The organism is Deltaproteobacteria bacterium (assembly GCA_016223005.1).
Taxonomy (GTDB): Bacteria; Desulfobacterota; GWC2-55-46; order UBA9637; family GWC2-42-11; genus JACRPW01.
The window spans coordinates 1-22,428 of record JACRPW010000094.1 but is presented as its reverse complement, the minus strand read 5'-3'; the positions used below and the strand labels follow the sequence as shown (position 1 = coordinate 22,428).

Sequence of the window (22,428 nt, the reverse complement as noted above, 5' to 3'; positions counted from 1 at the left end):
GCTTAATGGCTTTTCAAAATGTCATCCTTACGAACCCCCAGAACTGATACAGGGTTCGCTGCAACTCATGTATGAACTTGAAGGTTTCTTAAAAGAGATAAGCGGTATGGATGCTGTAACCCTGCAGCCTGCAGCAGGTGCGCATGGTGAACTTTGCGGTATGCTTATGATTGCTGCATATTTTAATGCAAAGGGAGAACCAAGGAAAAAGGTCATAATCCCTGATACCGCACACGGAACAAACCCTGCAAGTTCAAACCTTGCAGGGTTTACAGTTGTAACTGTGAAGGAAGGCAAGGGGGTCATAAGTCCTGATACAATAGCATCAGTAATGGACAAGGATACTGCAGCGATTATGCTCACAAACCCAAATACACTTGGTTTATTTGAAACCAATATTCAGGAAATCGCAGACATAGTCCACAGCAAAGGCGGCATTGTATATTGCGATGGGGCAAACCTAAATGCCATTATGGGCATTATAAAACCAGGGGACATGGGTATTGATGTAATTCAATTTAATCTGCATAAGACATTTTCCACACCTCATGGAGGAGGAGGTCCTGGCTCTGGTCCTGTTGGGGTAAAAAAGTTCCTTGAACCCTATCTCCCTGTGCCAAGGATAATAAAAAAGGGCAAGAGGTTTAATCTTGATTTTAACCATGAGCAATCTATCGGAAGATTAAAGGCGTTTTACGGTAATTTCAGTATAATGGTAAGGGCATATAGTTACATTAAAACAATGGGGGCAGAAGGGCTTAAAAAGGCAAGCGAGATGGCTGTATTAAATGCCAACTATGTAAAAGAAAGGCTAAAACAATACTACCACCTGCCTTTTGACCAGACATGTATGCATGAATGTGTTTTTTCAGATAAGGTTCAATCTCAAAATGGCATAACCACCCTTGATATTGCAAAAAGACTTATAGATTATGGGTTCCATCCGCCCACAATATATTTTCCACTTGTTGTCCACGGCGCCTTAATGATAGAACCAACAGAAACAGAGGGCAGGGAAACTATAGACAGGTTTATTGATGCCATGATTGCTATTACAAAAGAATCTCCTGATGTAGTTAAAAATGCACCGCACAGTGCAGTGATTAAAAGACTTGATGAGGTAGCAGCAGCAAAAAAACCTGTACTCAGATGGAAACCAACCATAAAAAAACCGTAAGCCCAAAAAAAGCAGTTGCATTTTTTGGTAAGCCATAAAAATCGTTTCTTACATCTCACATCTTACAAAACAACCCTATATCTCACATTTACCTATCATCCCTTCTAAAAAAAAACGGCTGAATAATATATTCAAATGTAGCAGCAATGGTAAACCTCTCAAGGTTAAAACCCTTTGGAAATTCAGTAAACGGTGCTGCTAGTTTGATTGCTGATATTGCCTCATTATCAAGCATTGCATAACCAGAGGATTTTAAGATTTTAATCTCTTCAACTGTCCCATCCTTTTTTATAGTAAATGACAATTCAAGTTTGCCCTGCTGTCCTGCCCGGGCAGCGGCATAGGGATAATTCCATACAAGTTCAATCCTCCTTTTTATGCCCATCAGGTATGAATAATACCTGAATTCACTTGTATTGAGGCTTAAGGTCTTTCCTTCTTCTAGACCAGGTACCCCTTTTTGTTGATATTCTTTATCAAGTTCTGCCAGCCTCTCTCCTGATGGGAAGAGCTTTTCTCTTGGCAGCATCCTTTCAGGTTCTTTTATCTCCTTTTTCTCTGGCGTGGTTTCCTTTTCAGTCTTTTGACGAATATCTCTCCTCTCATCTTTCGGGAGTTCTTTTTTTGGAAAACTGGCAGGTTTTTCTTTAACCACATCCTCTGCTGTCTTTTTTATCTCCTCTTTAACCTCTGTCTTTTCAATTACAACCTTTTTGCTGTCTTTTAACTCTACCTTGTCAGGTCTATCTGAACCTTCCTTTTTTTCTTCTTTGACTACTTGTGCTATCTCTTCTTTTGGAGGTTTCACATCTGTTTCCTTATCCTGTTCTTTTGCCTTTGGCGCATCTTTTGGCGGTTCTTCTTTTACATCCCGTGAACTTTCTGCATCCTGCTCCTTTACTATTTCCTGATGTTTTGGCATAGGTTTTGGTTCAGATATAGGTTCTGGTTCTGACAAGGGCAAGGGTTGTTCTGGCTGTGGTGTGGTTTCAGGAACGGATGGTAGTCCAATAGATGACTTTGGACTCATTTCTCTCTCTGATTTTAATTGCCTGTCAGCAAGTCTCTTTGCAGTTTTAGAACCGGGCATCCTTTTTAGTGCTTCAGACTTAACATCTTTTGGAACATCTGCTATTTCGCCAGATGGGATAATGGGAGTCTGCTCCTCTGGTATGTCTATGACAACAGGCTCTGAAATATATTCTGGCTTATCAAACTCTTGGGTAAACTGCGGCAGTAAAAATGGAAGAATAAGATGCAGGAGAAAAGATATGATTAAAAAGATGCTGATATTATTTGAGTCTTGTGGTTTAAGTGTTTTTTTTATTGACATATCAGTCTTAATGTGTAAATCTCTTAATATACAATACAGGAGGTTTTAAATATGTTTGGTTTAGGAATGCCTGAACCTTGTCAAGGCAATAAAAAGTATTAAAAAGTCTGTCAATGAAACCGAGATAGATGTAACCCCCCAAAAAGAGGAAAAGGAAAAACTGGAAGCCGCTGCCAAGACAGAAAATACAGTAAAAACCGAAAAACAGACAGTTTAATCAACTTTTACATTCATCTCTCATAAAACTCTGGTCTGACACACTATTATATACAGGCACACCTTCAATAAGCATATCCTCCCCTATCCTTTTTATCCTGACATCCTTAAAATGAACTGCATCCTTTAATCTCTTTATGCCAAGACTTGCGGTTAGAGGTATACCGTCACCGCCTAACAATATCGGCGCATAAAATATCTTGATATTATCAATAATTCCCTGCTTAAGCGCTGATGCAGCAAGTTTTGAACCACCCTCTATAAGTATATTCATTATCTCCAGCCTGCCAAGTTTCAACATAAGTTTTTTTAAATCAATAAACCTATCTTTTAAATCAACAACTATAACCTCTGCACCCTTGCCTTCTATTTGAATAATCTTTTTTTTGTCGGCATATTTAGTTGTTGCAATAATTGTCTTTGCCTCTTTCACATTAAGCAGCCTTGCCTTTAAAGGTGTCTTTAGTCTGCTGTCAACAACAATTCTTATAGGATTATTTCTCACCTCTCTTTTGCCTGCAACACGGACTGTCAAGAGTGGGTCATCATTTAACACTGTCCCTATCCCTACCATTACAGCATCTGCATTTGAACGGATTTTATGAACATATCTGCGTGCAATATCAGCTGTTATCCATTTAGACTCGCCTGCAGAGGTTGCTATCCTGCCGTCAAGGGATGCAGCGAGTTTAAGTGTTACAAATGGCATCCCTGTTTTAATATATTTCATATATGGCTTATTTATATTTCTGCATTCGTCCTCAAAAATGCCTGCCTTAACCTCTATACCGCACCCTTTAAGTTTCCTGATACCTCTGCCGTTTACAAGCGGATTAGGGTCTTTCATGCCTATAAAAACCCTCTTAATACCTCTCTCAATTACTGCCAATGTGCATGGCGGGGTTTTGCCATAATGGCTGCACGGCTCAAGTGTTACATAAAGGTCTGCACCCTTTGCCCGATTTCCAGCATCATTTAAGGCATTTATTTCTGCATGGGCAAGCCCTGCCATTTTATGATAACCTTTGCCGACTATCCTGTTATCCTTAACCACAACAGCACCAACTGCTGGATTAGGACTTGTCCTTCCTATACCCTTTTTTGCAACATTAACAGCAAGCCTCATAAAATCTTCATGCGAACCCATTCTCATTTCCTTATCTTCCTGCCATCAAGAAGGACATTGAGCTCCCTCATGAATTCATTTATGTCCCTGAATTCTCTATAAACTGATGCAAACCTAACATATGCAACCTCATCCATTTTTTTTAGTTCAGCCATAATCGCCTCTCCGATTTGGGAACTCTTGACCTCTTTTTCTCCAACCCCTTGAAAAACCCTTTCTATCCTTTCAACAACGGTCTCAATTTGTTCAGCGCTTACAGGTCTTTTCTCACATGCCTTTTGTATGCCGACAACGATTTTCATCCTGTCAAACGGCTCACGTCGTCCATCCTTTTTAACAATAAGCGGCAGAATCTCTTCAACCCTCTCATATGTTGTAAAACGACCGCTGCATTTAAGACACTCCCTGCGGCGACGTGTAATATCCCCTTCCTGAGAGACTCTGGAATCTATGACCTTATCTTCTATAAACCCGCAAAATGGACACTTCATAACTTTATAAAAACAGTTTATTTAAACAGACTTCTTATATATCTACCATATTTCTCTCTAAAATGGAATTTAAAGAACAAATCTGGTATAAGAAACATAGGAAACAAATAATTTATACAGAGCGTCATAACTTTGCATACCTGCGTTGCTCCTCGGTTCGCCTGCCTGTGCGTTGCACGCAGACAGGTCGTTGCGGCGTATGTTAAAAATACGCCTCACTCTTCACCTTCGTCGCTCCTTGGTCTCTCTTTGTTCTGACGCTCTGTACCTGTCTGCCGTGCTGGCACAGGCAGGTGCGACTTTATTTATGTCGTTGTGTATAACAGGCATTGTCAGGATAAGTCTTGGCTGGAATTATACCACATAGATTATACCAACTTATCATCAGCCGTTTGGACGGCGATAAGGTTTATTCCCAATCCTATCAGGGAGAAATCTTTAAACTTGTCCAAAAAGGCATCGGCGGATTTATAATATTCGGCGGCGAAATGAATGATACCAGGTCATTTATTGATAAACTTCAGTCTATGTCAGAGACACCTTTATTTATAGCGTCAGACATAGAAAGGGGTGTGGGACAGCAGATAAAGGGCGGGACGATATTTCCATGCCAGATGGCAGTCAGGGCAGCCGTCAGGAAGGATAGACCTGAAGATGTTTCTTTCCTGCGGGATGTTATAAAGGCAATAGCCTATGAGGCAATAGATGTTGGTATAAACATGCCCCTTATACCTGTCCTTGATGTAAACCAAAACCCTGACAACCCGATTATATGCACAAGGGCGTTTTCAGATGAGCCGGAGGATGTTGCATGGTTTGGTGCAGAGTATATAAAAAATCTGGGAGGTTATGGACTTATAAGTTGTGCCAAGCATTTCCCCGGCCACGGCGATACATCTACAGATTCCCACATATCCCTGCCTGTTATTACCAAATCTTACAAGGATTTAATGAATATTGATGTTATCCCGTTTGTTAAGGCAATTAAAAATGGTGTAAGCAGCATCATGGTGGGGCATATGCATATCCCAGCCATAGATTCAATACCTGCAAGTCTTTCAAAAAAGGTAGTTAAGGAACTACTCAGGGATAAGTTAGGCTTTAATGGTTTGATACTAACCGATGCCTTGAATATGTCAGCCCTTAATGGCATAAAAAATGTCCATGCAAAATGCATCAATGCAGCCGTTGATATACTCCTCCATCCTATGGATGCTGACATATCTGTCAAAGAACTTGAAAACGCTATAAGGTCAAAGGAGATAGATGAGGAATCTATAGAATCTGCACTTAAGCGTATTTTAAATGCAAAGGCAAAACTATCAGGTATTAAAAAAGCAGGTGTTGACTATAACCGCAGCAGAAATCTTTCTGCGCTTCTTACAGATATGTCCATTACCATTGTTAAGGATAGCGCTGTTGTATCATCTGCTGCTAATAATGGGAGTATAGTTCTGGCAGGGGATGTAAAATTCCATAATCCTGTTCTATGGAAAGAGAGTTTTAAAGATGTTTCCACCATAAACGATGCCGCCTATCAATATAAAGGGTTAGTCATAATCGTCGTATTTTCCGATGTGTCCGCATGGATGGGGAGTTCAGGAATAGAAAATGATGAGAAGCAGCGAATCATTGAACTCATAAAAAGAACAAAAAACTCTATTGTGATTTCATTTGGAAGCCCTTATATCCTGTCCCATTTTAAAGATGCTGATATGCTTATCGCAGCCTATGGGGCAACAGAGCAGTCCCAGAAGGCTGTTATAAAGTGTTTGAAGGGGGAGATGGGGTGTAAAGGGAACATGCCTGTAAGGGTATAGGGTGTTGGTGCTGAAAAATATCCATCTCATATGTCAACAATTCCAATAAACCCAAAAATAGACATTGATTTTTGGGGATAAATAAATCTTTATCTTCTAACCGTAAGCATGTCTATCCTGCAATCCTTTCCACCTCTTTTATAACCGCCTCAATAATATCCTTTTCCTTTACCTTCTTAACAGCCTTGCCGCCGATATACAAGAGTCCTACACCATCACCACCTGCAATGCCAATGTCTGATTCCACTGCCTCGCCGGGACCATTGACAACGCAGCCCATCACAGCGATATTTATCGGTTTTGTTATATGATACAATCTTCTTTCTATCTCAGTTGCAAGTTTTATCGCGTCTATCTTTATCCTTCCGCAGGTTGGGCATGAGATTATATTGACCCCCCTCTGACGCAGTTTCAGAGACTTTAAAATCTCCCAGCCGACCCTTACCTCTTCCACAGGGTCGCCTGTAAGGGACACACGGAGCGTATCGCCAAGCCCTTCTGACAGGAGGATTCCGAGACCGACAGCAGATTTTATCGAGCCTGAAAAGACCGTACCTGCCTCTGTTATACCTATATGGAAGGGGTAATCAACCTTTTTAGAGAGTAGTCTATAAGCATCAATTGTCTTCCATATGTCAGATGCCTTTAAAGATATTTTTATATCAAAAAAATCCAAATCCTCTAATATACGGATATGCCGCATGGCGCTCTCAACCATGCCTTCTGGCGTGGGATGTCCATATTTTTTAAGAATGTCCTTTTCAAGAGAACCTGCATTTATGCCTATTCGTATCGGTATATGTTTTTCATTTGCTGCCTTTACAACCTCTTTAACCCTTTCTTTGCTTCCGATGTTGCCGGGGTTTAACCGCAGTCCATCAACACCTTTTTCAACTGCCTTTATCGCAAGTCTGTAGTCAAAATGAATATCAGCAATAAGCGGAATTGATATTTTCTTTTTTATCTTATCCAGAACATCTGCTGCATCCTGATTTGGCACGGCAATCCTTATAATCTCGCAGCCTGCCTTTTCCAACACCTTGATTTGTCGGACGGTCGCATTTACATCAAGGGTATCTGTATTTGTCATGGACTGAACAGAAACAGGGGCATCTCCGCCAATCCTTACACTGCCTATTTTTATCTGTCTTGTTCTACGCTGCCTCATACCAGCCACAACCTAACACTTCTGGTCTAAAGAGTCAAATCTGGGTGTTAAGTTGGGTGTTAAGTTTGTAATTTACATTCTGTAATTTACATTCTGTAATTTACATTCTTGACTTGTTTTTAATTTGAGTATAAATTAAATATCAATAATTTGGATTGGCCTTGAAATTGCCGAAGTGGCGGAATTTGGTAGACGCGCTAGATTCAGGTTCTAGTGGGCGAAAGTCCATCGGGGTTCGAGTCCCCGCTTCGGCACCATTTCATAATGCAATTACGAATTAAAAATTATAAATTAAGAATTAAAAACTCGTAATTCTTAATTCCTAATTGTCTTTAAATATTATGGACATACAACTTCTTAAAAAATGCTTAGAGGATAACAATGAAAGAGGGATAAAGGAATTCCTCTCCCCTTTGCACCCTTCTGATATTGCGAAACTCTTTCCCGAACTTGAAGAAAATGAACGGGTAATATTATTCAAATCTCTCCTTCCTGAAACTGCATCAGAGGTCCTCCTTGAACTTGATGAACACACCAGAGAAAAGTTGATTGCCTCCATATCCGACACCGAACTTATAGAGGTTGTTGATGAGATGGCGACCGATGACGCTGCGGATGTCATTGCAGAACTGCCTGAAGAAGACGCAGAGACAATCCTTGATGGCATCAAAAAGGAAGAAGGCGCTAAGGTAAGAAAACTTCTCAAATATCCCGAAGACACCGCAGGCGGCATAATGCAGACAGAACTTGTTGCTGTCCATGAAGATGCCACAATTCAGGAAACCATTGAACAGGTAAGGGCAAAGAGTGAAGATGTATCTGATATACACAATGTGTTTGTTACAGATAGTGATGGAAAACTTACCGGTGTTGTGCCGCTTGACAAACTTATTCTTGCAAAACCTCATCTGCCTGTAAAAGACATAATGAACACACAGTCTATAAAGGTAACTGTGGATACAGACCAGGAAGATGTGGCAAAGATATTCAAAAAATATGATGCTGTAAGCCTTGCTGTTGTTGATGCAGATGATAGGCTCCTGGGCAGGATTACAATAGACGATGTAATGGATGTTGTTGAAGAGGAAATCTTTGAAGACTTTTACAAGATGGCAGGTCTTAATACAAACGAAAGGGTGCTTGACCCTCCTTCAAGGTCTTTTAAACTCAGGGCGCCGTGGCTCCTTGTAAATCTTGCAACTGCATTTCTTGCGGCAGGCATTGTAAAAATCTTTGAAGGTACACTCCAGACCGCTGTTACACTTGCTGTTTTTATGCCCGTTGTGGCTGGCATGGGCGGCAATGCAGCGACCCAGACCATAACTGTTGTAGTAAGGGGTATTGCACTTGGAGAACTTGAATTCAGACACGCAAAAAGGGTGCTTTTAAATCAGGTGCTCGTAGGCTTTGCAAACGGCATTCTCACAGGTGCAACGGCTGTCGTTGTTGCGCATCTGTTCGGAATAAGTTATTCAATCGGCATCCTCTTATTTTTGGCAATGACAGCAAATATGGTAATTGCAGGCTTCAGCGGGACACTTATACCGCTTATACTTAAATGGTTTAAGGCAGACCCTGCCCTATCTGCTGCCGTGTTCGTAACCACATGCACCGATGTAGGGGGGTTTTTTTCATTTCTGGGACTTGCAACCGTTTTTATGAAATATGGATACCTGTAAAGATAAATCAAATATCAAAAATCAAAAATCAAAATTAAGGTGTTTTTATTTTTTACATTTTTAATATGTCATTTTGACTTTTGATTTTTAAATTTTGAATTAGCGAAATGTCTCATCTTTATACCACATCTGCAATACTGCTTAACTCCATTGACTATGGGGAATCAGACAGGATTGTAAATTTTTACACAATAGATTTTGGAAAGATGGGCGGCATTGCAAAGGGTGCAAAAAGGAGTAAAAAGAGATTTGTAAATTGTCTTGAACCTTTTTCATATGTAAAGATTATATTCGCACAAAAACAGAATGCCTCCCTTGTAAGGATTGACCAGTGCGAACTTATAGATGGTTTTCACAGTATTAAACATAGTCTTGAAGCAATTGCATCAGGCAGTTATTTTCTAGAACTCCTGTCCGAGATGGTGAAGGAAGGACAAAAAAATACACGGGTTTTTGAACTCCTTTTAAACTTTCTGAAATATCTAGATGCAGGAAGGGAGCCAGAAACACTCACCAGGTTCTTTGAGATAAAACTTCTGTCCATACTTGGTTATCAGCCTCACCTTGACAGATGTGTTGTCTGCAAGAAACTCGTTGACACTGATGTAAAGATATATTTTTCATCTCCAAAAGGAGGCATTATTTGTCAATCATGTATAACACCTTTAGAACCAAGTATACCTATTTCTCACGGCACAGCGAAATCCCTTGCCCTTGCAGCAAATGCAGGTTTTGAAGGGCTAAGCAGGCTTACCTTGTCTTTTCATATAAAAAACGAAAGTGCACGGATGCTGGAGGATTTTATCAGGTATCAACTTGGCAAGGAGTTGAAGAGCAAAAGGTTTATAAAAGAGGTTTTTTTATGATTTTCAGAACTATCACTACATGGTTTTTGGGACTGATAACAACTATCTCTCTATTCCCGTTTATCATCTTTACATCTATATTTGACAGGAGCGGAAATTCAGCCCATCTTATAGGCAGGTTTTGGGCAATGACAATCCTTTTCTTAAGCGGTGTAAAAGTAAAAATGGAAGGCTTGGAAAATGTTGCAAACGCACCTCAGATATTTATATCTAATCATCAGGGGGCATTTGACATCCTTGTATTGCAGGCATATCTGCCTGCACAGTTCAGATGGCTTGCCAAAAAGAGTTTATTTAAAATACCAATAATCGGCTGGTCTATGAGCATTGCAGGTTATGTGCCTATTGACAGGGGTCATGCAGGCAAGGCATATCATGGTCTGGGAAAGGCAGGGGAAAAACTAAAGAAAGGGACATCTATCCTTATATTTCCTGAGGGCACAAGGAGCAGAATAGACGAACTCCTGCCGTTCAAGAGAGGCGGCTTTGCTCTTGCAGCAAATACTGCCTTCCCAATAACACCCATATCAATAATAGGCACGCGTGACATAATGAAAAGGGGCAGTATATTTATAAGACCTGCCAGAGTAAACGTAATGATAGGCAATCAGATAAAAACAGCAGACGTGGATGATAAGGCGCTCATGGAAATGGCAAGAAATACGATTCAGCATAACTTAAAACAGTATAAGATGAATAACTGATGACTAAAGGGTTTGTAGTCCCATTAGGTTCGGAAGAAAGCCTCTCCCCACAGATATCCGGCACAAAGGCAGCCAGCCTTGCACTAATGATAAAAAAAAGCATCCCTGTGCCGCCGGGTTTTTGCATAACCACAAACGGATACAACACATTTCTGGATGAGTATGGATTGTTCCAAAGGATAGCGGACATCCTAAAAGGTGTTGATATATCCAATCCCCATATTGTCGGTGCTGTAGCAGAGACAATACATGACATGCTTAAAAAGAGCGAAATGCCTGCTGCTATAATGGCTGCGGTGAATTCTTCTTTTGACTCTCTGCAGAAATTAACAGGCATAGACGAATTAAGGGTTGCAGTGCGGTCATCTGCAACTTCAGAAGACCTTCTTGCCGCATCATCTGCAGGGCAGTATGAGACATTCCTGAATGTCAGAAGGCATGAACTGGCAGAGGCAATAAAGGAATGCTGGCTCTCCATCTGGGGAATCAAAGGCATTCTATACAGGGAGAGAAAAGGTATTGACCATCATTCGTCTATGATGGGTGTTCTTGTGCAGGCAATGATACCGTCTGAATCAGCAGGTGTTGTATTTACAGCAAGCCCGACAGGGAAAGAGGATAACCTGATATGGATAAATGCAGGCTTTGGATTGGGCGAGGGTGTTGTCTCAGGTAAAGTCAATTCAGATGTATATAAAGTGGATAAGGGGGCAATGACGGTTGTTTACAGAGAGGTCAGGAAAAAACATACTGCATACTATGCATCTTCACATGGTGTTGAAGAAAAACCCATTCCGGACGAACTACAGGAAAAGGCAGTCCTCTCAGATGAAGAGATAAAGTATCTTGCATATTTGTCAATGGACGTTGAAACAGCAGGCAGTTTGCCGCAGGGGTGCTTTGCTGATATTGAATGGGCATATTTCAATAAAAGATTTTACATACTTCAGATAAGACCAATATGTGCTGCTGCGGGAGGAAATGGACTAGGAACCGGGGACCGGGGACAAAAACCAGAATCTCAAACTTCTGTTATAAAAACACAGGTTGCAATCTCGCAAATCTACGACCTCTTTAAAGAACACAATATGCATGCAGCAAAAGAGGCAATGGGCAGAGGGAATATTACAGGGGTTTCAATATCAAACCTATATAAGATTGTTGACTTATGGAGAAAGTTCCCCGAACTTAAGAATAATATCAAAACCTTTTATGCAAACCTTCTGAATGGAAGCATGGAGAGTGTAAACTTTATGAAGTTATCTGCATACCTTCCAAAACTGTGGGAATGCCTGCCTGAAGAATTTAAAAATGATACCTTGTATGGTGTGAAGCATATACTCAAGACAGGCAATGGTTTCAGCGGCACAAACCTTGCTGACATCATGAGATATGCCATTCCTTTGATTGAAAAAGACTTGCCTTATCTGAAACAGGAATGGATAAGAATGCGGGTTATTCAAACACTCGCTGACGGCAAGGGTATGGAGGACGCATCAATATCCGAAGTCTTAAACATTGGATTAAAACTTCTAGATAAAAACATTGACTGGCTGAATGATGCTGCCGTAACAGGCATAAAAAGGATTTTGAAGAACAACCTCAACCCAATTAGTTTTGAAGATATAAAAAAATATGTCCTGCCCGCATTGACGGATGACAAATTTGCCTTCAAAGAAGACCTAAAAAAAGGGGTTATAAAACTTCTGGCGGAAGGCAGGATACAGACAAACCTTACTGACATTTATACAGGGCTGAACTTGCTGAAGACAGATGCAGATATTTATACAGACATAAAAGATGCAATTATAACAGGTCTTAAACACAGCCTTAATAAAAAGGGGGTATACAAAACAGGAGATGTAAAGGATGAAAGGATTATATTTGCCATATTTAAACCAATTGCCTACATCCTGAAAGATATAGAAGACAAAGAACTGGAGGCGATATTTTACAGAAATGCAGGCTCACTGTTGGAAGAGGGTTTGAAGGACGTTGATGCAGACGATTCCATACTTGCATTTAAAGAGGTTCTGCTTCTTGCATCAGAATATACCCGTGACAGAAGGCTTGAAACTGCAAGAAGGACATTTATAGAAAAGGTTTATAAGAACCTGCCCGGTGCCTTTGTTACGGGTGTTGACTGGCAGTCCCTTCATAATGACTTTGAGGACATAACAGATATTGTGCCTGATGATTTAAAAAGACACGCGGTAGATTTAAGGGACAGTTTCCACAATACCCTTGACCTACAAAACCTCGCAAAGGCTTTAAATCTTCTTAATGAATTAAAGACAAAATACCCTGAATACATAAAAGCGATAAAACTTGCAGAAGGCATAGCATACTGGCTGGATATGGCTTATAAACCTCAAGTAGAACAGGTTCAAGATTCAAAAAAGATTAAAGGGTTGTGGCAGTCTGAATTCATGGACAGGTTCAAAGAACCCATCTCTTTATATAATGAATTTATTTCAGTTTATGAAAAAGGAAACCTTATTGATGCAATTGTCAGCCACAGCAAAATCAGGGCAAATATAGGCAGGATACTTTTAAAATCTGATTCAAATATTACAAAAGAGGACAGGCTTACACTGTATCTGACTGACATTAACCTTGAAAGGCTTGAGCAGGGGTTTTCCAGCATTGTAAATGAAAGGTTTAGAAGCATAGCAGGACTTAGTGATTTGTATGAACTCAGCCATTGGATAAACGCCCTTCTCTTCAGTGCCAGCAGGTATCTGAATGAGATAGAAGAGAATCTTTTTCTTGCAGAAAGATTTACAGATGCATTAAAAGAAGTAGAATTTTATAAGGCAAGGGATTTCTGGTGTAAAATAAAAAAGGTTGTAAGCAATCTTACGCAAAGCAGAAGAATATTAAGCCTTGTCCTTTTTGATATACCTGCTGAAAGGATAGACAGCTTCTTTTTCACTGTATCACCGATTGCAGCAGGTGAAGGAGAAGGTTACATCCGCATATTTGAAAGAATTGGAGATGAAAGGCTGGCAAGGGTTTTAAACGACCATGTAAATGGTGTAAAGGAAGATGAGATTGTAGTTATGGAATATCTGCCTGAGATTACAGAACTTAAAACCTTTCCAAAGGCATTCATTGTAGAAAAGGGCTCTGTCGGCTCACACACAGCAAAGGTCGCTGTAGAATTCGGCATACCAACTGTAAGGATGGAAGATGCATCAAAGAGGTTTAAAGAAGGGGCAAGGGTATCTGTGAAGGTATTTCCTTCACTTGATAAGGCAGAGGCAAAAGAGGTTGTTTATGAAAGGATTCTGATACCAAAAGGATATGCTGCACCATTTTATCACGGCAGTGCAGAAGGCATTGTGAGAATATACAGCGGTGATGTTGAATTTTTAAGACCGCCTGCAAAAAGAGAGGTTGTTGCCCTTTCATACCTTGACACAAAATACCTTGATATATTTGCAGAGGGCGATGGACCATGCGCAATAATCGTTGAAAAAGGCGGAGAACTCACCCATCCAATAATTGTTGCAAGAGAGACGATGACAAGGTTAAAAAGGACAATGCCCATATTCAGGCTCCAAAACCTCTTTGATATATTAAAAGACAGCATGGCAGTAAAGATTTTTATACCAGAGGATTTAGGAGGGGTGGAGGTATATAAGGCAGAGGGATAATAGGGCGCTGTCAAGACTTTTAAAATCAAAACAAAATCAGATTGACAATTTACATATTGAGATGATATTTTAGATTTGACAATATCTGTGGGGCTGTAGCTCAGTTGGGAGAGCGGCAGGCTGGCAGTCTGTAGGTCAGGGGTTCGATCCCCCTCAGCTCCACCAAACAACCTCAAAGATTATTTTGTTTATTCCACTTCACCCTTTTGTTCCCTTGTCATAAGTTCAAACACAGCATTATTAGGAGGTTTATTTTTATAAAGCACATTATAGACCTCCTCTGTTATCGGCATATATACACCATGTTTAATAGATAATTCATAGGCAGCCTTTGCAGTCCTGACACCTTCTGCAACCATCTTCATCTCTTTTAAAATATCATCCAGTCTAAACCCTTTGCCAATCATATTGCCGACATACCTGTTCCTGCTTAATTCCCCTGTGCATGTTAAGACCATATCCCCAAGCCCTGAAAGCCCTGAAAATGTCAAGGGATTTGCGCCCATCTTGCTGCCAAGCCTTGCAATCTCTGCCAGTCCTCTTGTAATGAGGGCAGCCCTTGCATTATTTCCAAGTCCCATACCGTCACATATACCTGATGCAATTGCAATGACATTCTTTAATGCACCGCCTAGTTCAACACCAATCAAATCCTCGTTTGTATAAACCCTGAAATAATCTGTAACTAACAGGTTTTGAAACCTTTCAGAAACCCCTTTCTCCTTGCCTGCAATACAGACTGCTGTGGGCAGTTTTAAACTCACCTCTTTTGCAAATGATGGACCTGAAAGGACAGCGATATTTTTATGCACGGCTTCAGGCAGTATTGCCTTTAAAATCTCTGATACAGTTAAAAGTGTGTCTTCTTCTATGCCCTTTGATGCGCTTACAATCAGACTCTCCTTTGAAAAAATATGCTTTACAGAAGATAAGACAGCCCTTACTCCATGCGAAGGTATGACGCAAATAATAAATGTCTTGTCTCTAACTGCATCTTCAAGAGATGTTGTTGCCAGAATATTCTTAGAGAGTTTAATGCCGGGGAGATAGTCGGGATTCTCACTTGTATTTTGCATTTTATCGCAGAGGTCTTTTCTTCTCACCCACAAACTAACCTTATAACCCTTTTCTGCAACCAAATTTGCAAGGGTTGTTCCCCATGAGCCTGCACCAAGCACACCTACATCCTCAAATTTTGAATTTGGAATTTGGAATTTTGAATTTTCCATAATTACCTTGCCTGTTTTAATCTTGCTTCAATACCTCTTATACGGTCTTTTATCACTTCCTTATTGGGATATTTGTCTAAAATATCCTTATAGACCATAAGGGCATCTTTCAGATTATTCAACTCCTCCAGATTCACAGCCTTGCCAAACTTTGCCTCTATAGCCAGTTCATCTTCAGGATAATTTATAATAATCTCATTATAGATATTTATTGCATTATTAAATTTTCCTTCAATGTAAAATGTGCTGGCTATCTGATAGAGTATTTTTTTGACAATATCGTAAGACGGTTCGCTTTTGAGTAGTTCCTGCAATTCTATCCTTGCCTGCGTTGCATCAGACATTTTCAAATAGCACATGGCAATTTCATAATGAAACTGTTCCCTCTCCCTGCCTTGCGAATTTTTTACCAGCCACTGGTATTCACTTATTGCCTTTTGATAATTCCCCTGTCTTAAATAGATTTCTGCCATATCTTTTCTGGCAGGTGTAATCTCTGGGCTGCCGGGATACATAAGTATCAATGTCTTATAAGATTTTATTGCCTCTATGTCGTTATTCATGTATAGGTGGTATATCTGTCCAATCTTATATTGCGCCTGAGGGCCTAAAATACTTTCCTGATATTTTTCAGCAATATTTTTATAAGCCTTAATTGCCTTTGCATACTGCCCTTTTGACAGAAGTTCATCCGCCTTTTGATACGCATGCGTTGCAGGGTCATCAGAACAAGAAGTAACTACAGTGAACAGTGAGCAGTGAACAGTGAACAGTAATAGAAAAAATAAAATCTTTTTCCACTTCTGACCCCTGACCCCTGACCCCTGACCCCTGTTTTTAATCATTCCTCTCCCTCTTCCTCTTTTTCTGCAATAGGCGCAATGCCTGTCACCCTTTCTTCCTTTTCAATATCTATCAATTTTACGCCTTGCGTGTTTCTGCCAATTACAGATACCCCCTTCATCACTATCCTTATAATCTTTCCAATGTTGGTTGTAATCATGAGTTCATCTTCGCCGGTTACCTGCGCAATGCCGACAACAGGCCCGTTCTTTTCAGTAACCTTTATATTTATTATTCCGCTTCCGCTTCGCAACTGGCTTCTGTATTCTGCTATCTCGGTCCTCTTGCCGTAACCCCTCTCTGTAACAGTCAAGATGGTTCTGTTTTCCTCCAGCGCCTCCATTGCCACAACCACATCTCCCTTGCCAAGTTTTATCGCCCTCACACCCCTTGCAGTCCTCCCCATGTCCCTCACCTGCGATTCATTAAACCTTATCGCCTGCCCGTCCCTTGTGCCGAGAAAAATCTCTTTTGAGCCGTCTGTAAGCCTTGTTGCAATCAGTTCATCGCCCTCATCAAGCCCAAGGGCAATCAATCCGCCTGAACGGATATTTGAGAATACTGTTAGATCCACTTTTTTTATTACGCCGCACCTTGTAGCCATAACAATAAACCTTCCTTCTGTCCATTCCTTTACCGGCAGGAATGCAGTCATCTTTTCATTTGGCGCAAGATTTAAGATATTTACAATCGCCTTTCCTTTTGCAGCAGGTCCTGCCTGCGGAATATCATAGACCTTTAGCGAATACGCCTTACCCCTGTCTGTGAAAAAGAGTATGTAACTGTGTGTTGATGCGACAAACAGATGCTCAACAAAATCCTCTTCTTTAGTTGTCATGCCGGTCTTGCCCTTGCCGCCCCGCCTCTGGATTCTGAAAAGACTCGTCGGGTTTCTTTTGATGTATCCACCGTGTGTTATGTTCACAACCATATCCTCTTCAGCAATTATGTCTTCAAGTGTTATGTCTCCTGTCTTTGCAATAATCTCTGTGCGCCTTTCATCAGCAAACTGTTTTTTGATTTCTTTAAGTTCACCAACAATAACCTCTATAAGAAGTTTTTCGCTCGCAAGGATTTCCTCAAGCCTTTTTATGAGTTTCAAGACATCCTTGTATTCCTCAACAATCTTTTCCCTTTCAAGGGCAGTAAGCCGCTGGAGTTTCATGTCAAGGATTGCCTGCGCCTGAATATCAGATAATTTAAATCTCTTTATCAGCCCTTCTCTTGCCTCCTGCGGACTCTTGCTTTTCTTAATAAGGGTAATAACCTCATCAAGATTATCTATTGCAATCTTTAATCCTTCTAATATATGCGCCCGCTCTTTTGCCTTTTTAAGTTCAAATAATGTCCTTCTTGTTACAACCTCTTTTCTGAATCGGACAAACTGGAGAAGGAGTTCTTTTAGAGGAAATACCTTTGGCTGGCCATCAACAATGGCAAGATTTATTATGCCGTATGTTGACTGCATCTGCGTATGCAGAAACAGATTATTCAAAATCACCTCTGCAACCTCATCCCTCTTTAAATCAACAACAATCCTCATGCCCTCCCTGTCAGATTCATCCCTCACATCTGATATGCCCTCAATCTTTTTATCTCGGACAAGTTCCGCAATCTTCTCAATCAACTTTGCCTTATTCACCTGATAGGGTATCTCTGTAATTACAATCGCCTGCCTGTTTGTGCGCGGATTTTTTTCAATATTTGCCCTTGCCCTCATCTGGATAATGCCCCTGCCTGTTGTGTACGCCTCTTTAATCCCTTCCCTCCCATGTATAAACCCAGCGGTTGGAAAATCAGGGCCCGGAATACTCCGCATAAGTTCTTGAATATTTACATCAGGCTTATTGATGATATGAATGAGTCCATCTATAATCTCACCGAGATTATGCGGAGGCATATTTGTTGCCATGCCTACAGCAATGCCTGATGAGCCGTTTACAAGCAGATTTGGAAAGGCAGCAGGCATGACAAGCGGTTCTTTCAAAGATTCGTCATAGTTTGGTCCCCATTCAACAGTCTCCTTTTCAATATCGCCAAGCAGTTGCGATGCAAGCCTTGCCATCCGGACCTCTGTGTAACGCATTGCAGCAGGCGAATCCCCGTCAACTGAACCAAAGTTTCCCTGACCGTCTATAAGCGGGTATCTCAAAGAAAAAACCTGAACCATCCTTGTAATTGCATCATAAACAGCAGTATCGCCGTGGGGGTGATATTTGCCAATCACATCTCCAACAACACGGGCGGATTTTTTATAGGGCTTATTCCACTCAACGCCCATCTCGTGCATTGCATAGAGTATCCGCCTATGGACAGGCTTGAGTCCGTCCCTCACATCTGGCAAAGCCCTGCCGATAATCACAGACATTGCATAGTCCATGTAGGACTTCTTCATTTCATCTTCAATATAAACTGGAATCTTTTCCTGAGCCATTTAGCCTCCTTAGTTGAAAATTATGGCTCATCGTGTAACAGGCTGTGTCATAATTGGTAGCCGCAACCTTTAGGTTGCCGCTGAGAGTCAATAAAATCAATGGGTTGAACGCAGGCTAAAGCCTGCGACTACCATAAAAATGGGGTTATGACACAGTCTGTAACTGAGTGGGTAAAAAAAGAGCCATAAAGCAGTTATAACATAGCATAGGATAAGAGAAAAAAGAAGTTTTAAAGCACCCCCCCTATAAAAAATTGTTTATAATCACCAAGATTTACCCAAAAATAGACACTGATTTTTGGGGATTTATTATCCGTTCGCCTTCGCTCGCTGCACATGTTCTGTTCTAAGTTTCTTTGCCTCTTCCCTTATCTCTGCCAAATCCCGTTTCATCTCTGCCCAGCCGTACCAGTGCATATAATCAGGGTTTGCGTGGAAACCGCCCTGAAACGCCCTCATCCTGTGCTCAAGGAACATGAAATATAATTTCTGCTCTATCCCGCTCTGCACCTCATAGAACCTTAATAAATCCACATGCGCTGGGTAGTCTTTCGGTCTCGGCAGAAGCCCGTCTTTATAAAGCCCTTCAACAATATCAATTGCCTCTGCCATGAGTTTGTCAGCCTGTTTTATAATCTCGTCAACCTTTTTAAGTTCATCCTTTGCCCATGTTTCGCCATGGCACTGGCTGCATGTTTTTACCATCTTATCCCTTCCTTGCTGCCAATCTTCCTTTGTCAGTCTTGCCACATCAGCCGGAACCACTATCTCCTGTATCCTCCGTTTGCCTTCTTCGCTGTCCAATCCAACTCCAAGACCCTTTAATATCTTTGCCCTGTATCCCATCCATTCCTTATCATCTTCAGGCAGTCTCAAGGCAAGAAATCCCCATGATGTCTTTACCGCATGGCTGCCTTCCTGCATATGGCATGTAACGCATACAGGCGCCCGCGGGGTTTTTGAGGATGCCTCAAGCGGCTTATCATACCAGTCCTTGATTTTTTTGGAGAAATCCCACTTATCCCCTTCTATCTCATATATTACGCCGTGCTTTGATGTCGAATACATCTCCCACTGCGGATGGTCAAAACCCATGTGGCATGTTGCGCATGCCTCCGGCCTTCTTGCCTCTGCTGCCGAGAACTTATGCCTTGTGTGGCATGAGTCGCACTGCCCCTCATCCCTGCCGATCTTATGGCAGCCGCCGCACCCCTTTTCGCCTCCCATTATTGCAGGGGGCTGGTCTTTTGTTGTAGGCATTGCCTCCATTGCAAGCCATGCCTTTGAGTGCTTGCCGTCGGCAAATTGTTTTGTCTTTTCTTCATGACAACTTTTACAGTTTACTGAAGAAACCTCTCTCCTAACCTCTCTATTCTCACAGGCAGTCGCCATGTTTACGATTCGTTCGGGCGCGCCTTTTGCAGGGATGTGGCATTCATTGCAGCCAATCCCCTTTGCAGAGTGTTTTGACAACTTCCAATCCCTTATTGCCCCCTTTGTCAGACCTTTGTCAATATGACAGTCAAGGCATTTCTTTGTCTTTTGTGTAATATTTGGTCTCGGCGCCTCTTCCTTTGATTCCTTTATACCTGTGTATCCAACAAGCGTTAGGGCAAGGAAGAGGATGATGCCGAGAATCCCCATTGCATACTTCATTAGATTAAAATCTTTGCTTTCCATTTTGATTACCTCCTTGTTTTTTGGGATGTAGCTGCCAAATTTATTGGGCGTATTGTAACTCAAGGCTTTAGCCTTGAAAAACTCAAACCTGAAGGTTTGAGTTACAAACGCCGATAAATCGGCATGCTACAAAACTATCTCCCACAGTGTCAGGATTACAAACACAATAACCGCTGCTGCTCCGACTGCTATGTTAATCCTCTGCATATTGGCGCCCCTCTTTGTCAAAAATCTGTCAACATAAGGATATGCAAAAAATATTGCGCTGAAGAACAACACCCCAAAGAGCGCGGCATTTCTGGGCGCTATGGTTATCCATTTATATACTGCGCTGAAATACCAAGGGGGGGATACATTTGACGCTACCTCTTGCATATTTGCCGGACTTCCAAGTTGAGGCGGAAAGAGCATTGTAATATCAATTATGAATATTAAGAGGCATATTGATATTAGTCCAACCTCCATTGCGTGTTCAGGAAAGAATTTGTGCATGCCCTGTGTGGGGACAGATTTTAAATCTGTCCCCAATTTTGCAAAACCAAAGAATCTTACTGCCAGTATATGGCTTAAGAGCAGCGTTATAATCAAAAACGGCAGAAGTTTTGTATGCAGGTCATAGAGCCTCAAGAGTGTAATCTCAGTTACATCTTCCCCGCCTCGAAGCAGTAGCAAAAGCGTCTTGCCGATAATAGGCAATTCTCCTGCCATGTTTGTAACAACGATCATGCCCCAGTAAGAAATATTGTCATAAACAAGCGCATACCCTGTAAAACCGAATGCAAGGGCAGTAAAAAATATGCCTGCGCCAAGGAGCCATTTAACTTCGCCCCCTTCCTTATATGCCCTTGTTATGAAGACCCGTGTTATGTGAAACAACAGACTCAATATCATCAGATGGACAGCCAGTTTGTGCATACCCCTTATGAACCAGCCCAGATAGATAGAGTATGTTATCTCCCTTACACTCTCATAAGCCCTGTCAGGGTATGGGATGTAGTAAAATGTCATCAGAATGCCAGTAACCAGAAGTATTCCGAACAGAACAAGCGGGATTGCACCAAGTGTATACGGCCATGAATAAAGGTGGTCAGGCACATCCTCCTGAATGAGGTCTATGATTCTACCTTTTAAGGGTTTTGTTTCTGCATGTTCAATGCCTGCTGCCATAAGTTACCTCCTTGAGACTAAGGGCTTATAAGAAGATTTAAATAGAAATATCTAAACAAAAAATTTAAAATTAAATTTACTTTTACCTTTCCAATTTATAATTTTCTATTTGATCTTCACCTTCTTATGCCTTAAGCCGTATATAGACATTCTCCCCCTTTGCCACTACCTCAAATCTGTCTAAAGGTCTTGGAGGAGGCCCTGCAATGTTTTTGCCGTTTTTATCATATACGCCCTGATGGCACGGGCATATGAACTGCTGTTTTGCAGGTTCCCAACTCACAAGGCAGCCGAGGTCTGTGCATCTTCTGGAGAAGGCATTGAACCCATCCTCCGAACGCACAACTAGAATCTTATTTCCAGAAATCTCAAGAGGTGTAGCGGCATTTTCCGGAATCTCTGCAAGATTTCCTATGAGGACTTTGGCAGTCATTTTTTCTTTTCTATCAGGCGTTATAAACTGTCCAAACCTTACAAAGAGTGCGCCGAGACCAAATGAGAGTCCGAATGTCATAAATGCATTGCTTAAGAATTTACGTCTTGAAGTGTTGTCGTGTATTACACCCATTTTTTATCACCTCCAAAAATAAAGAAGCCTTGAGATTATGAAACCTCAAGGCTTCTTTGCCTGATTCCATCAAGATACTGCGATGTATCGGTTAAATAGTTTTGCTACACTAGAAATACCATCCGAGCATTACAAGATACTCTGATGCTGTATCACCGGGTGTGGTTGTTGCAGTAGTATCATACATTCCGTTATCGCCCATAAACCATGCTGCCTGCAGATGAAGGTTCAAGTTTTTTGCCAGAGAATAGTCAGCAGTAAGGGCAAC

The 22,428-nt window shown here is 41.2% G+C and carries 17 protein-coding genes and 2 tRNA genes; 8 read left to right on the top strand and 11 right to left on the bottom strand.

The genetic code is table 11. From position 1 onward, the window contains the following. Window positions 1-1,177 (top strand): aminomethyl-transferring glycine dehydrogenase subunit GcvPB (gene gcvPB / locus HZC45_09375; GenBank protein MBI5683348.1); only part of this gene is annotated, 1,177 nt, incomplete at its 5' end. An 88-nt stretch (window positions 1,178-1,265) separates the two neighbouring features. Here the strand turns inward: gcvPB and HZC45_09370 are convergent. From HZC45_09370 to nrdR, 3 genes are all read right to left on the bottom strand, one after another. Then, complete coding sequence (locus tag HZC45_09370) at window positions 1,266-2,510, bottom strand: TonB family protein (protein MBI5683347.1); 1,245 nt, start codon at window positions 2,508-2,510, stop codon at window positions 1,266-1,268. Between the two features lie 217 nt (window positions 2,511-2,727). Further along, complete coding sequence (ribD, locus tag HZC45_09365) at window positions 2,728-3,873, bottom strand: bifunctional diaminohydroxyphosphoribosylaminopyrimidine deaminase/5-amino-6-(5-phosphoribosylamino)uracil reductase RibD (GenBank protein MBI5683346.1); 1,146 nt, start codon at window positions 3,871-3,873, stop codon at window positions 2,728-2,730. A 2-nt stretch (window positions 3,874-3,875) separates the two neighbouring features. Continuing rightward, window positions 3,876-4,343, bottom strand: coding sequence for a transcriptional repressor NrdR (nrdR, locus tag HZC45_09360; GenBank protein MBI5683345.1), 468 nt, complete (start codon window positions 4,341-4,343; stop codon window positions 3,876-3,878). A gap of 344 nt (window positions 4,344-4,687) precedes the next feature. On the opposite strand from nrdR, the gene HZC45_09355 reads away from it, so the two are divergent. Next, a complete protein-coding gene (locus HZC45_09355) occupies window positions 4,688-6,163 on the top strand; it encodes a hypothetical protein (GenBank protein MBI5683344.1) in 1,476 nt (491 codons plus the stop codon). 112 nt (window positions 6,164-6,275) lie between these two features. On the opposite strand, the gene ispG is transcribed toward HZC45_09355, so the two are convergent. After that, window positions 6,276-7,331: a flavodoxin-dependent (E)-4-hydroxy-3-methylbut-2-enyl-diphosphate synthase gene (gene ispG, locus HZC45_09350; GenBank protein MBI5683343.1), complete on the bottom strand. Its 1,056-nt coding sequence runs from the start codon at window positions 7,329-7,331 to the stop codon at window positions 6,276-6,278. A gap of 169 nt (window positions 7,332-7,500) precedes the next feature. Between ispG and HZC45_09345 the strand changes: the two genes are divergently transcribed. The 6 genes from HZC45_09345 to HZC45_09320 all read left to right on the top strand — a co-directional run bounded on the left by HZC45_09345 (window position 7,501) and on the right by HZC45_09320 (window position 14,404). Further along, window positions 7,501-7,588, top strand: a tRNA-Leu gene (locus HZC45_09345). An 84-nt stretch (window positions 7,589-7,672) separates the two neighbouring features. Further along, window positions 7,673-9,010 carry a magnesium transporter gene (gene mgtE / locus HZC45_09340; GenBank protein ID MBI5683342.1) on the top strand — a complete coding sequence of 446 codons (1,338 nt, stop codon included), beginning with the start codon at window positions 7,673-7,675 and terminating at the stop codon, window positions 9,008-9,010. 107 nt (window positions 9,011-9,117) lie between these two features. Then, complete coding sequence (recO, locus tag HZC45_09335) at window positions 9,118-9,876, top strand: DNA repair protein RecO (GenBank protein MBI5683341.1); 759 nt, start codon at window positions 9,118-9,120, stop codon at window positions 9,874-9,876. Beyond that, complete coding sequence (locus HZC45_09330) at window positions 9,873-10,580, top strand: 1-acyl-sn-glycerol-3-phosphate acyltransferase (GenBank protein MBI5683340.1); 708 nt, start codon at window positions 9,873-9,875, stop codon at window positions 10,578-10,580. The genes recO and HZC45_09330 overlap by 4 nt, the downstream gene beginning before the upstream one ends. Continuing rightward, on the top strand, window positions 10,580-14,239 hold the full coding sequence (locus HZC45_09325) for a hypothetical protein (protein MBI5683339.1): 3,660 nt from the start codon (window positions 10,580-10,582) through the stop codon (window positions 14,237-14,239). The genes HZC45_09330 and HZC45_09325 overlap by 1 nt, the downstream gene beginning before the upstream one ends. Before the next feature lie 89 nt (window positions 14,240-14,328). Next, window positions 14,329-14,404: transfer RNA gene (locus HZC45_09320), tRNA-Ala, on the top strand. Between the two features lie 23 nt (window positions 14,405-14,427). Here HZC45_09320 and HZC45_09315 read toward each other — a convergent pair. From HZC45_09315 to HZC45_09285, 7 genes are all read right to left on the bottom strand, one after another. Then, window positions 14,428-15,468 carry an NAD(P)H-dependent glycerol-3-phosphate dehydrogenase gene (locus tag HZC45_09315; protein ID MBI5683338.1) on the bottom strand — a complete coding sequence of 347 codons (1,041 nt, stop codon included), beginning with the start codon at window positions 15,466-15,468 and terminating at the stop codon, window positions 14,428-14,430. Window positions 15,469-15,470: 2 nt separating this feature from the next. Next, window positions 15,471-16,313, bottom strand: coding sequence for a tetratricopeptide repeat protein (locus HZC45_09310; protein ID MBI5683337.1), 843 nt, complete (start codon window positions 16,311-16,313; stop codon window positions 15,471-15,473). Then, a complete protein-coding gene (gyrA, locus tag HZC45_09305) occupies window positions 16,310-18,745 on the bottom strand; it encodes a DNA gyrase subunit A (protein MBI5683336.1) in 2,436 nt (811 codons plus the stop codon). Before gyrA ends, HZC45_09310 begins: the two co-directional genes overlap by 4 nt. Before the next feature lie 309 nt (window positions 18,746-19,054). Continuing rightward, window positions 19,055-20,389, bottom strand: coding sequence for a cytochrome C (locus tag HZC45_09300; GenBank protein ID MBI5683335.1), 1,335 nt, complete (start codon window positions 20,387-20,389; stop codon window positions 19,055-19,057). A 162-nt stretch (window positions 20,390-20,551) separates the two neighbouring features. Continuing rightward, window positions 20,552-21,592 (bottom strand): cytochrome bc complex cytochrome b subunit, encoded by a 1,041-nt coding sequence (locus HZC45_09295; GenBank protein MBI5683334.1) that lies wholly within the window; start codon window positions 21,590-21,592, stop codon window positions 20,552-20,554. A gap of 124 nt (window positions 21,593-21,716) precedes the next feature. Continuing rightward, window positions 21,717-22,160, bottom strand: a complete 444-nt coding sequence (locus HZC45_09290) for a Rieske (2Fe-2S) protein (GenBank protein ID MBI5683333.1) — start codon at window positions 22,158-22,160, stop codon at window positions 21,717-21,719. 109 nt (window positions 22,161-22,269) lie between these two features. Further along, the coding region (locus HZC45_09285) for a hypothetical protein (protein ID MBI5683332.1) at window positions 22,270-22,428 on the bottom strand (159 nt) is incomplete at its 5' end.